Here is an 11,852-nt window from a genome sequence, read left to right on the forward strand (position 1 = left end):
AATGGAGCCTACAGCCCGCACAACGTTTTGCCTGCCAGGTAGCCGAAAGTCATCCCCGGCCCCAAGGTAATACCACCACTCGGATAGTGCCCGCCCATCACGCTGTGCATGTCGTTGCCCACCGCATACAACCCGGGAATCGGCTGCGCCGCGTGGTCCAGCACGCGGGCCGTAGGGTCTGTTGCCAGACCGGCAAAGGTGCCCAGGCTGCCAGGCAACAGCTTGACCGCGTAAAACGGCCCGTTCAGCAGTGGCCGCAGCGACGGATTCGGCGCTTGCATGGGGTCGCCCTGCGCCCTGTTGTAAGCCGATGCGCCACGCTGGAAGTCGGGGTCTTCACCCTGTCTGGCATGTTGGTTGAAGCCTTCGACCGTACGTTGCAACTGCGCAGCATCAATCCGGCAACCCTGCGCCAGTTGCGCCAGGCTGGCGCCAACCTGCAGATAGCCGCAGCGTTGATAAAAGCGTGCAGGGAAGGGAAAGGGCTTGGCCCAGCCAAGGCCATAGCGACGTTGCGCGGCATGGTCGCAGAGCAACCACGCTTCCGGCTGTTCGCCCGGTGGCGTGGCGGCAAACAGCGCGTTCATGAAGTCGTGATAGCAATCGGCTTCGTTGGCGAAGCGTCGGCCATCGCGACGCACCGCAATGAAGCCGGGCTTGGCGCGGTCGACCAAGTGCGGAAAGTGGCCGACACTGCCATCGCGGCGTGGCACCTGCGATACCGGCGCCCAGGCGCCAGCATGGGCGGCAGTCGTAGCAACCAGGCCGCCGGCCTGTTCGCCCAGGCGCAGGCCGTCACCGCTGTTTTCCCTGGGGGCGGCCGAGTAATGCTGGCCACCCTCCGGTGCATGCGGCATCAGTTGCGCGATGCGCTGGCGGTCATGCGGGAAGCCGCCGCAAGCCAGCACCACGCCCCGGCGCGCTTGGATCAGCTGGCCGTCGGCAAACTGCGCGCCTTTGACGCGCCCTTCAGCCAACAGGTGAGTGGCCGGTTTGTCGGTCAGCAAGGTTACGCCAAGATCGAGTGCGCTGCGCAGCAGGCGTGCCACCAGCGCGTTGCCATTCGCCAACTGCTGGCCGCGCCGGTGCAGCAGCAGGTCGCGGCCATGGCGCAGCAAGCGCTTGCCGACATGCAGCGCGGCCTTGGGCGAGCGTTTGGCGTTGAAGAAGGCGGCCATGTCGGCACCACCGGCGATGCCCATGCCGGCCAGGCTGACGATGTCCAATGGTGGGCGCAGCTTGTACAGCCAAGGCCCGAGCAAGCGCCCGTCGTAGGGCAGCGCGCACAGTGAACGGCCACCGCGTGCGCTGCCGTCTCCTTCACGCATGTCGGGCATACGGCTGCCGCTCTGGAACTGCACGGCCGTGTGCTGCTGGAAAAACGCCACCATATCCGGGCCATGACGCAAGAACGCCTGTTGGCGCGGGTCCAGTTCGCGGGTGTGGGTTTGCGCACGCAGATAGCGTTCCGGGGCATCGTCGGCTTCTATGATGCCTTCGTCGATGGCCAGCGGGTTGCGCGGTATCCACAACCAGCCCCCCGACCAGGCACTGGTGCCGCCCAACTGGCTGGCTTTTTCCGCAACGATCACGTGCAGGCCGTGATGCGCGGCGGTAACGGCGGCAGCCAGGCCGGAGGCGCCGGAGCCGATGACGAGTACGTCACATTCGAGGGGTTGCATGGAAGTGTTCCACCAGTGCGTCGGGAGAGAAGGGCAAGGCTTACTGCAGCGGCGAAAAACCGGTCGGCCGCAGCAGCCGAGATTGCAGGCGCACTACCGCCCCCAGCTCGCGGTTGCGCCGCGAGAATTCGGCCCAGCGTGGGTCCGCCGCCATGGCTGCACGGCGTGCCATGCGCTCGTCGAGGCTGGCATAGCCCCAGATGTGCATCACCTGGTTGACGTCGCCGAACTCGCTGGTGAAAAAGCCCACCAGGTTGCCCAGGTGTTCGCTTTGCACCTCCAGTGCGTGGCTCTGGTACAGGGCCAGCCAGTCGGCCATTTTCAGTGGGTCGAGGGTGTAGGTTCTCAGTTCGTAGTACATGCCGGGGTCTCCATGTGGGTGGTCGGCGCCTGCAGGCGCGCGGTGATGTGGTTGGCAGCGAGCCAGCCGAAGGTGAGGGCAGGGCCCAGGGTGATGCCAGGGCCGGGGTAGGTGCCCTTCATCAGTGAATTCATGTCGTTGCCGACCGCGTACAAGCCGGTGATGGGCTGGCCGTTACGGTCAAGCACGTTGGCTGCGGCGTTGGTCACCAGGCCACGGGCCGAACCCAGGTCGCCGGTATGGATGCGAATGGCGTAGAACGGCCCGCTGGCCAGTGGCGCCAGGCAGGGGTTGGGCGTGTGCTGCGGGTCGCCCATGTAGCGGTTGTAGCTATTGCCGCCTTTGCCGAACGTGCGGTCGACGCCGTTGCGGGCATCGGCGTTGAACTGCTCGAGGGTTTGCGCGAATACCTGTGGGTCGGCACCGATCACCTGGGCCAGAGCCTGTACTGTTGCGGCCCGGTGCAAGTAACCGGCATCGATCAACGCCTGGTTGTTCACTGGCTTGGGTCGCGCCAGGCCCAGGCCGTAACGGTTCATTGCTTCGGCATCGCAGACCAGCCAGCAGCTGGCAATGCCCTTGGCGAACATGGTCTGCACGAAGTGGTGGTATGAGTCGGACTCGTTGACGAAGCGCCGCCCGGCAGGGTCTATGGCAATAACGCCCGGCTTGGCGCGGTCGGTAACCAGGTGCGGGAAGCGCTCGCGCTGGCCACTGGCATGGCACAATTCGGAAACCGGTGCCCAGAAAAAGTTGGCTGCCAGGCCTTCGCCCGCCGCGGCCGCAACGGCCTCGCCAAGGCGCAGGGCGGCGCCGTCGTTGCCGGCAGGTGACATGCTCAGGTGCGGCGCCCCCTGGGCCGGGCGGTAACCTGCGGCCAGAGCGCCTGCGGCGAACCCGCCCATGGCGCACACCACGCCGCCGCGGGCCATTACCCGCTCGCGGCGGCCCTCGCGTTGCACGATCACGCCAATGACCACGCCGCGTTCGACGATCAGTTCCACGGCCTCACTGCGCAACCACAACTGGGTGCCGTGGGCGAAGGCGCTGCTGGCCAGGCGGGCGATCAAGGCGTTGCCGGTGGTCAGCCGGGTGCCACGCGGGTGCTGCAGCCGGTCCCGTGCATAGCGCGCCATCAGTTTCAGGCAATGCCACAGGGACCTGGGCGATTGGCGAATACCGAGGAAATGCTGGATGTCTACGCGGTTGACCATCATGCCGCCGAACAGCAGCATGCCGGGCGGTGGCATCTGCAGGTCCTTGAAGCGCGCACCGAGGTGCTTGCCGTCGTATTCGACCATTTCCAGCGCCCGGCCAAACTGGGTGGCGCCGGGGGCGTCCGGGTAGTAGTCCGGCGAGTGCGGGCGCAGGGCATAGCGCAGCTCGGTGTTCTGCTCCAGCCAACGCAGGGCTTGATGGCCTTGTTCGATAAAGGCATCGGCCAAGACGGGGTCGTAGCCGTCGCCGATGACGTGCTTGAGGTAGGTACGCATGGCCTCGGGTGTGTCCTTGGCCCCGGCGGCGCGGGCCTGGTCGGTGCCATACAGCCATACCGCACCGCCGGAAATCGCCGAGGTGCCGCCAAAATGACTAGCCTTTTCCACCACCAGCACGTTCAGCCCGCGGCGGGCCGCCGTGGCGGCAGCGGCAAAACCACCCGCGCCGCTGCCCAGCACAACCAGGTCAACGTTGTGTAGCCTGTGTTCATCAGTCGCCATGGCTTCAGATCTCCAGCGGCGTCACGCCCATGAAGGCGCCAAGGTGGCCGAGTTGGGCGAAGGCCATTTCCGGGCCGGTCTGGGTTGCGCAGCCGACCTGCCGGGCACGGTTCAGCAGTGGCGTGATTTCGGGTGAGGTGACCACGTCGGCGACCAGGGTGGCGGGCTGCAAGGTGGCCAGCAGGGCGGCAGACAATGGCAGCTCTGCGCTACTGCCCATGCCGACCGGGGAGGCGTTGGCCACTAGGTCGAAGTCCTCCAGCCCGTTGAACTGCGTGCCTACCGTGAGCCCGGGGAAGGCATTGCCGAGCAGCTTGCACACAGCGCCCATGCGCGCTGTGCTGGGGTCGTTGAGGGTGATGCTGGCGATACCGGCTTCGCCCAGGGCATAGGCGATGGCGCTGCCGACGCCGCCGCAACCGATCACCAGGGCGCGCTTGCCCATCGGCGCGAAGCCGTGCTTGCGCGCGGCACCCAGGAAGCCGGCGCCGTCCACGTTGTCGCCCAGCAAGCGCCCGTCGCGCTCACGGCGAATGACATTGACCGAGCCCAAGGCTGCTGCACGTTCGCTCAGGCTGTCCAGACGGCTGGCCAGGGCCTGTTTGTACGGCACGGTGACAACACAACCGCGAAGGTTCTGCCAGCCGCGCAAAGCATCGGCAAAGCTACCCAGCGCTGCCTCGTGCAGGTCGATGGGCAGCATGGCGAGGTTGCAGTTGTTGTTGGCGAACCAGGTGTTGAAGTTTTCCGGGGACTTCACCTGGGCGATGGGCGAACCGACGATGGCGACCAGTTCAGTGGAACCACGAATCATGCTGACCTCCTTATTGGCGTTTATGTGGAGGCAAGGGTGGGGCAGATGCGGACAGACAACAATGCACTGACTCGGCTTTTAGTGCGATAATCGCATTGATGATCCGGTTATCGCAGTAATCGGTTGTTTTTGTTCCCCTGTGTACGAGCTCACTGCATGAACACACCCGCTATTCATCCCCGTGACCTCATTGCCGGCTTGCAGAAGGGCCTGGCGTTGATGCAGCTGTTCAGCGCCGAGCAACCGCGCCTGAGCGTGCCGCAAGCGGCCCGGTTATCCGGCCTCACACCGAGTGCCGCGCGGCGCTTTTTGCTGACCCTGGTGCACGAGGGCTTTGCCGAAACGGACAGCCGAGAGTACTGGTTGACGCCTAAGGCCTTGCGCCTGGGCCAGGCGTACGTCGACTCGGCGCAATTGCCGCGCATGCTGCGGCCAATCATCGAGCAGGTGGCGCGGCAGACCCAGGAGCATGTCTCGGTGGGTACCCGCGATGGTGACGAGATCATTCACCTGGTGCGCAGCCGCTACAGCCATGTGGCGTCGTTGTCGATCAGGCCGGGCTCGCGGGTGCCGATGTATTGCACGGCGGGTGGGCGGGTGTGGCTGGCCTGGCTGGAGGAGGGGGCGCGGGATGACTACTTTGCGCGTAATCCGCTGCGGGCGCTGACGCCTTATACGCAGACCGACCGGGTGCAGTTGGAGGGGGAGTTGCAGCGGGTGAAGGGGCAGGGGTTCTGCATTGTCGACCAGGAGTATGAAATTGGCATGCGGGTGCTGGGTGTACCCTTGCTGAACCGGGCGGGTCAGTTGAAAGCGACGTTGACCATCACCACGCATGCGTCGCGGTTGAGCATGGATGAAATACGTTTGCGCTATTTACCGGCATTGTATGAGGCGCAAGCACTGTTGCGGCCGGTACTGGATTGAGGCACAAACGCAAGTACCTGTGGGAGCGGGCGCGCCCGCGAAGCAGCCGACGCGGTGCATGGCACCGGCTGCGCCGGTGTTCGCGGCTAAAGCCGCTCCTACGCGGTCGTTGTAGGAGCGGGTTTACCCGCGAAGCAGGCGACGCGGTACATGGCACCGGCTGAAACCGCGCCTACAAGGCCTCGGCCACGCCTTGGTCCTCACCCAGGAACCCGCCGCTCTGGTGCTGCCACAGCCGCGCATAGGTGCCATTCTTCGCCAGCAACTGCGCATGGGTGCCTTGCTCGATGATGTGCCCTTCATCCATCACGATCAGCCGGTCCATGGCCGCGATCGTCGACAACCGGTGGGCGATGGCGATGACGGTCTTGCCCTGCATCATTTCGTCCAGGCTCTCCTGAATAGCGACTTCAACTTCCGAGTCCAACGCACTGGTGGCTTCGTCCAGCAGCAGGATAGGCGCGTTCTTCAGCATCACCCGGGCAATTGCAATGCGCTGGCGCTGGCCACCGGACAACTTGATGCCGCGCTCGCCCACCAGGGTGTCATAACCGCTATTGCCCTGTCGGTCGCTGAGCTGGCGGATAAAGCCATCGGCCTGGGCGTTGGCCGCTGCGGCGCGAATCTGCGCATCGGTGGCATCGGGGCGGCCATAGGCAATGTTGTCGCGAATCGAGCGGTGCAGCAGCGAGGTGTCCTGGGTGACCATGCCGATGGCACTGCGCAGGCTGTCCTGGGTGACCTTGGCGATATTCTGCCCGTCGATGCGAATCTCGCCCCGGTCCACATCATAGAAGCGCAGCAGCAGGTTGATGAGGGTGGACTTGCCGGCGCCGGAGCGGCCGACCAGGCCGACCTTTTCCCCGGGGCGGATGTGCAGGTTCAGGTCGTTGAGCACCTGGCGCTCGCCGTTGTAGTTGAAGCTGACCTTGTCGAACGTCACCGCGCCCCCTGTGGTTACCAACTCGGTAGCCTCCGGCGCATCCTTTACCTTGGGGCCACGGGTGAGAGTGGCCATGCCGTCCTGCACGGTGCCGATGTTCTCGAACAGCGAGGTGATTTCCCACATGATCCAGTGCGACATGCCGTTGATACGCAAGGCCATGGCGGTAATCGCCGCCACTGCGCCAGTGCCGACCTGGCCCTGGTGCCACAGCCACAACGCATAGCCACCGGCTCCCATGATCAAGCCCACCACCAACGCCTGGTTGACAATTTCGAACTGGCTGACCAGGCGCATCTGGCGAAAACCGGTCTGCTTGAAGTCCTCCATGGCTGCACGTGCAAAGTGCGCTTCGCGGTTGGAGTGCGAGAACAGTTTCACCGTGGTGATGTTGGTGTAGGCGTCGGAAACCCGCCCGGTCATGGACGAGCGGGCATTGGCCTGCTCCTGCCCGACTTTACCCAGGCGTGGGACGAAGTACAGCATCGCCAGGCCAAACAGCACGACCCAGGCAATGAACGGCAGCATCAGCTTCAGGGCAAAACCACCGGCCAGGGCAATGATGGCGATGAAGTACACGCCAATGCCGGGCAGGATCTCGATCAGGGTGAACAGCACATCGCGCACCGCCAGCGCCGTCTGCATCACCTTGGTGGTCACCCGGCCAGAAAACTCGTCAGAGAAGAACGACAAGCTCTGGCGCAGCATCAGCCGGTGAAAGTCCCAGCGCAGCCGCAACGGCAAGTTGATTGCCAGTACCTGGTGCTGAACCATGGTCCGCAGCGCCACCAGCCCGACGCTGACCAGCAGGACGATACCGATGCCCCACAGCACATGGGTTTCTTCGGGGCCAACGGTGCCGCCGGCCTGCCAGGCCGAGAGCAGGTCGACCACCTGGCCAAGGAAGGCGAACAACCAAGCTTCGTAGATCGATACCCCGGCACTGAGCAGTGCCAGCGCCAGGATGTAGCCACGGGCACCGCGCGTGCAGGCCCACATAAAGCGCAACAACCCCATGGGGGGTGGCGGCACCTCGTCGGGAGGGAAGGGGTCGAGCCGGCGCTCAAAAATACGAAGCATGCTTGTCTCCGGAAACCAGTTCTTTGCTTGGCCGATAACCATACAGCACATCGCGGCATTCGCCTGTCGGTAGACACCACAGATACGCGTGCGATCACACTCGCCAGCCCGGCATCGACGCCGCGGCGGGTACCTGGCGGGTGCTGATCACGCAGCAGCGCTGAAGCAGGTTTCGGCCCGAAAAAGCGCCCGCAGGGTCTTGGGCGGCGGCTTCGACTGGCAGTACAGCGATGATTACGCGCCCAGCCATGCCATGCTTTACCTGCGCTACCTGTTCGAGCCATGGCGCGGCAACCTGGCGCTGCCGGTGACACCCCTGGAGCCCTACAGCGAGTGGCGATAGCCCCGCTGTGGGGGCGGGTAAACCCGCTCCTACATCGAACGTATTGGCCTGAAGCCATGTGGGAGAGGGCGACGCGGCGCATGGCCCCGGTTGCCTCCATGCGGTCCATTGTAGGAGCGGGTTCACCCGCGAATGCGTCGGCAAAGCCACAGACGTATTCGCGCCTTGACAGTGGACGCGCCGCCCTAGCATCATCCAGCCATATCCACGCAACGGGCTTGCCAGCATGTCCATGACCAACCACGCCATTTTCGCTTCGGGCTTCATTGCCCAGGCTGGTGCGTGCGTTGCCGTTGCCAAGAAATCCAAGAAACAGCCGCTCATCTGACCGAGGCGCGCTGTCTCGTCAGGTGGGCTGACGAGACAGAAGGCGCCAGGTATCCCTGCCCGACCACTTCGACTCTTCACCCTGCTGACGCTGACTTTCGGTCAACATCAGGAGTTTTTGCATGTCGAATTTCCGTGGTATCTGGATCGCCCTCGTCACGCCCATGCGCGCCAATGAAATCGACTTCCCGGGCATGGAAAAGCTGGTGAAGCAGCTGCTCGAAGACGGCGTGGCCGGTTTTGTGGTGTGCGGTACCACGGGGGAAGCAGCGGCGCTGTCCAAGGCCGAGCAACTGGCCGTGCTGGATGCGGTACTGGCCTGGGTTGAGCCGGGCAGGGTGGTGATGGGCTTGTCGGGTTACAACCTGAATGAGCTGCTGGCCTTCCAGGCGCAAATTCAGCAGCGTGAGATTGGCGGGCTGCTAGTGCCGGCACCTTGCTACATCCGCCCATCACAGGCTGGCATCGAAGCTTTCTTCGCCACCATCGCCGATGCGGCCCGCGTGCCGGTGATCGTCTACGACATCCCCTACCGCACCGGCGTGCGCATCGAGCGGGACACCTTGCGGCGTATCGTGCGCCACCCGCGCATTGCTGCGGTGAAGGACTGCAGCGGTGACAGCGAAACCACCATGGCGCTGATCGAGGACGGCCACGCTCAGGTGCTGGCCGGTGAAGACCTGCAGATCTTCAACAACCTGTGCCTGGGTGGCGCGGGGGCCATTTCGGCTTCTGCGCAGGTGCGGGCCGACCTTTACGTGCGTATGTTGCGCCAGGTCGACAGCGGCGATTGGGCAGCAGCACGTGGCACGTTCTACCAATTGCTGCCGTGGATAAAAATGGCCTTCGCCGAGCCCAATCCGGCCGTGGTCAAGGCGGCGCTGCAGCTGCAAAACCTGATCAGTGGCGAGCTGCGCGAGCCCATGCAGATGTGCACCGAAACGACACGGGGCAAGCTGCAAGGCGTACTGGCCTCACTCGGCACCTGACGCTTCATCTACAGGGCGTATTTCCTGGCCCCCGCCACACAGATGACAGCCCCCAGCGTAACGGCCAGCATCATCCAGCTGACATGCTCGTGCAGAAGCAGCGCTGCCAGCCCTAGCCCCATGAACGGCTGCAGCAGTTGCAGTTGGCCCACTGCCGCAATGCCACCCTGCACGAGCCCTCGGTACCAGAACACAAAGCCGATCAGCATGCTGAACAGTGAAACGTAGCCGAAGCTGAACCACGCTGGGGCGCTGACGTTGGCGAAGGCATCAGGCGCCGGGAAGTTGATGATCGTCAGCAGCAGCATGGGCGGCAACGCTACCAGCAGCGCCCAGCTGATCACTTGCCACCCCCCCAATGTCCGCGAGAGGCGCGCCCCTTCTGCGTACCCCAACCCGCAAACAACGACCGCAGCTATCATCAGCAGGTCGCCCACCGCCGACCCTTCGCCGCCAGTCATCAATGCATAGCCAGCGACCAGCCCGGCTCCTGTCAGCGAGAACAACCAGAACAGTGGCCGGGGGCGCTCACCGCCGCGCAGAACCGCGAACCCTGCGGTACACAGTGGCAGGAGCCCGACAAAGACAATGGAGTGAGCTGAGGTGACATGCTGAAGGGCCAGAGCCGTCAGCAGCGGAAAACCGATAACAACGCCAAGCGCTGTCACAGCCAATGACGTCAAGTCACCACGCCCGGGGCGCGGTTGCCGCAGCACGATCAGAAAAAGCGCACCCAACAGCGCGGCAATGGTGGCCCTGGCACAGGTAAGAAACGTCGGTTCGAAAGCCGCCACTGCCACACGGGTTGCCGGCAACGAGCCCGCAAAGATTGCGACGCCCATGAAGCCGTTGATCCACCCGCTTGTTGATCTTTCCATCGGTCACTCCTTGATTAGCCGGAGGTCAGTACACCACCGACAGGCTTAGCAAAGCCATGTACAATCCAGTACAGTTAAACCGAACTGTTATGTATATGAGTCCAGCACAGTTGAGGGTGTGATGAAGCGCAGCGGAACGCGAATTGGAACGGTCATGGGCGAGATCCAGTCGAGGATTGCCTCTCGAACCTACACCCCAGGTGCAAGGGTCCCCTCGGTCCGTGCCATGGCGCAGGTCATGCAAGTCTCGGTTTCAACCGTTCTTGAGGCCTATGAGCGGTTGATGGCAGAGGGTGTCCTCAGTTCGCGCCCTGGCTCCGGTTTTTACGTGGCCGGGCCGGTGGCGCCATTGGTGTTGACTGAACTTGGCCCCAGGCTTGATCGGGCCGTCGACCCGCTGTGGATCTCGCGCCAGTCTCTGGAAACCTCCAGCGATGCGTTGAAACCCGGGTGCGGGTGGCTGCCTGCCGCCTGGATGTATGAAGCGGGCATGCGCAAAGCGCTGCGAACCATTGCCCGCTCCGAAACGGTGAAGCTAACCGAATATGCTTCACCGCTGGGGTATCCGCCGCTCAGGCAATTCCTGTCGCGACGCCTGGCAGGTATCGGGATCGAAGCGCCGCTCGAGCAGATCATGCTGACGGAGTCCGGCACCCACGCCATCGACCTGATTTGCCGTTTTTTGCTGGAGCCCGGGGACACGGTGCTGGTTGACGACCCTTGCTATTTCAACTTCCACGCCTTGTTGAAAGCACACCGGGTGAACATCGTGAGCGTACCCTACACGCCGACGGGCCCCGATATCGAGGCGTTCGGCGCTGCCCTGCGCGAGCATGCGCCCCGCTTGTACATAACCAATTCCGGCATCCACAACCCGACCGGCGCCAGTTTGTCCCCGGTCACGGCACACAGGTTGCTGAAGCTGGCCGACAGCTCTAGCCTGGTGATTGTAGAGGACGATATCTTCGGGGATTTCGAGACTACGCCCGCGCCGCGGCTGTCTGCCTTCGATGGCCTGTCGCGTGTCATCCAGATAGGCAGCTTCTCCAAAACCATCTCCGCTTCGATTCGCTGCGGCTACATCGCTGCGCGCAGTGAATGGATCGAGAGCCTGGTCGATCTGAAGATTGCGACAACCTTCGGCGGCGGTCGCTTGGCAGCGGATGTAATCCATTTGGCAATTACTGATAGCGGCTACCGAAAACACATGGAAAGTGTGCGCCTTCGGTTAGCCGAGGAAATGGAGCGGACGGTAGCGAGGCTTCAGGCGATTGGTATCAAGCCCTGGATGATTCCCCAGGCAGGCATGTACGTCTGGTGCCAGCTCCCTCAGGGCAGGGAGGCGGCAACGCTGGCCAGGGCGTGCCTGAATGAAGGTGTAGTGCTGGCGCCCGGGAATGCCTTTAGCCGGTCCATGACGGCGGGGGATTTCCTGCGTTTCAACGTGGCTCAGTCCGGTGACGCCCGAATCTACGAAGTGTTGAAGCGTGCGCTGGGTGGTTGAACGCGAGCCCAATCCCGCCCCCCTGTAGGAGCGGGTTCACCCGCGAACAGGCCGGGCCTGCCGTAATGCCGGTCAGTTAAGCAATTTGGGGCCGCGTCGATGGGCTGCACAGCAGCCCCGGCATTCTTAACTGACTGGCATTAGGGCCTGCCTGCCAATTTCCACCGGCCGTTCACCGTTGCCGCCACTACCGTGTTCGCGGCTAAAGCCGCTCCTACATTGATCGGTGTCGCTCACATATCTTTGGCTCGACACCGCCCGTTGTAGGAGCGGGTTCACCCGCGAA

At 63.7% G+C, this 11,852-nt stretch carries 9 protein-coding genes and 1 pseudogene; 4 read left to right on the forward strand and 6 right to left on the reverse strand.

The window, feature by feature from the left end; all coding sequences use genetic code 11:
* Positions 1-8: 8 nt before the first annotated feature.
* Genes ACIP02_RS25045 through ACIP02_RS25060 form a run of 4 tightly spaced genes read right to left on the reverse strand, consistent with a single transcriptional unit; the run spans position 9 to position 4,575 of the window.
* Complete coding sequence (locus ACIP02_RS25045) at positions 9-1,682, reverse strand: FAD-dependent oxidoreductase (RefSeq protein WP_400622083.1); 1,674 nt, start codon at positions 1,680-1,682, stop codon at positions 9-11.
* A gap of 40 nt (positions 1,683-1,722) precedes the next feature.
* Positions 1,723-2,043, reverse strand: coding sequence for an NIPSNAP family protein (locus ACIP02_RS25050; RefSeq protein WP_400622086.1), 321 nt, complete (start codon positions 2,041-2,043; stop codon positions 1,723-1,725).
* Positions 2,028-3,761 carry an FAD-dependent oxidoreductase gene (locus ACIP02_RS25055; RefSeq protein ID WP_400622088.1) on the reverse strand — a complete coding sequence of 578 codons (1,734 nt, stop codon included), beginning with the start codon at positions 3,759-3,761 and terminating at the stop codon, positions 2,028-2,030. Before ACIP02_RS25055 ends, ACIP02_RS25050 begins: the two co-directional genes overlap by 16 nt.
* Positions 3,762-3,765: 4 nt before the next feature.
* Positions 3,766-4,575 (reverse strand): shikimate dehydrogenase family protein, encoded by an 810-nt coding sequence (locus ACIP02_RS25060; RefSeq protein WP_400622091.1) that lies wholly within the window; start codon positions 4,573-4,575, stop codon positions 3,766-3,768.
* A 156-nt stretch (positions 4,576-4,731) separates the two neighbouring features.
* On the opposite strand from ACIP02_RS25060, the gene ACIP02_RS25065 reads away from it, so the two are divergent.
* Positions 4,732-5,502 carry an IclR family transcriptional regulator gene (locus ACIP02_RS25065; RefSeq protein ID WP_400622094.1) on the forward strand — a complete coding sequence of 257 codons (771 nt, stop codon included), beginning with the start codon at positions 4,732-4,734 and terminating at the stop codon, positions 5,500-5,502.
* A 172-nt stretch (positions 5,503-5,674) separates the two neighbouring features.
* On the opposite strand, the gene ACIP02_RS25070 is transcribed toward ACIP02_RS25065, so the two are convergent.
* Positions 5,675-7,525 (reverse strand): ABC transporter ATP-binding protein, encoded by a 1,851-nt coding sequence (locus ACIP02_RS25070; protein ID WP_400622097.1) that lies wholly within the window; start codon positions 7,523-7,525, stop codon positions 5,675-5,677.
* Positions 7,526-7,703: 178 nt separating this feature from the next.
* On the opposite strand from ACIP02_RS25070, the pseudogene ACIP02_RS25075 reads away from it, so the two are divergent.
* Together ACIP02_RS25075 and dapA are read left to right on the forward strand one after the other, a co-directional pair.
* Positions 7,704-7,868 (forward strand): annotated as a pseudogene (locus ACIP02_RS25075) (cellulose synthase subunit BcsC-related outer membrane protein); the annotation flags it as partial.
* A gap of 449 nt (positions 7,869-8,317) precedes the next feature.
* Entirely contained in the window at positions 8,318-9,184 is an 867-nt protein-coding gene (gene dapA / locus ACIP02_RS25080) for a 4-hydroxy-tetrahydrodipicolinate synthase (protein WP_400622100.1), read from the forward strand.
* Between the two features lie 8 nt (positions 9,185-9,192).
* Here dapA and ACIP02_RS25085 read toward each other — a convergent pair whose 3' ends face one another.
* On the reverse strand, positions 9,193-10,062 hold the full coding sequence (locus ACIP02_RS25085; RefSeq protein ID WP_400622103.1) for a DMT family transporter: 870 nt from the start codon (positions 10,060-10,062) through the stop codon (positions 9,193-9,195).
* 121 nt (positions 10,063-10,183) lie between these two features.
* Between ACIP02_RS25085 and ACIP02_RS25090 the strand changes: the two genes are divergently transcribed.
* On the forward strand, positions 10,184-11,566 hold the full coding sequence (locus tag ACIP02_RS25090; RefSeq protein WP_400622106.1) for a PLP-dependent aminotransferase family protein: 1,383 nt from the start codon (positions 10,184-10,186) through the stop codon (positions 11,564-11,566).
* Positions 11,567-11,852 lie beyond the last annotated feature (286 nt).

Origin of the sequence: Pseudomonas sp. NPDC089408 (genome assembly GCF_044749445.1) — a bacterium.
Taxonomy (GTDB): domain Bacteria; phylum Pseudomonadota; class Gammaproteobacteria; order Pseudomonadales; family Pseudomonadaceae; genus Aquipseudomonas.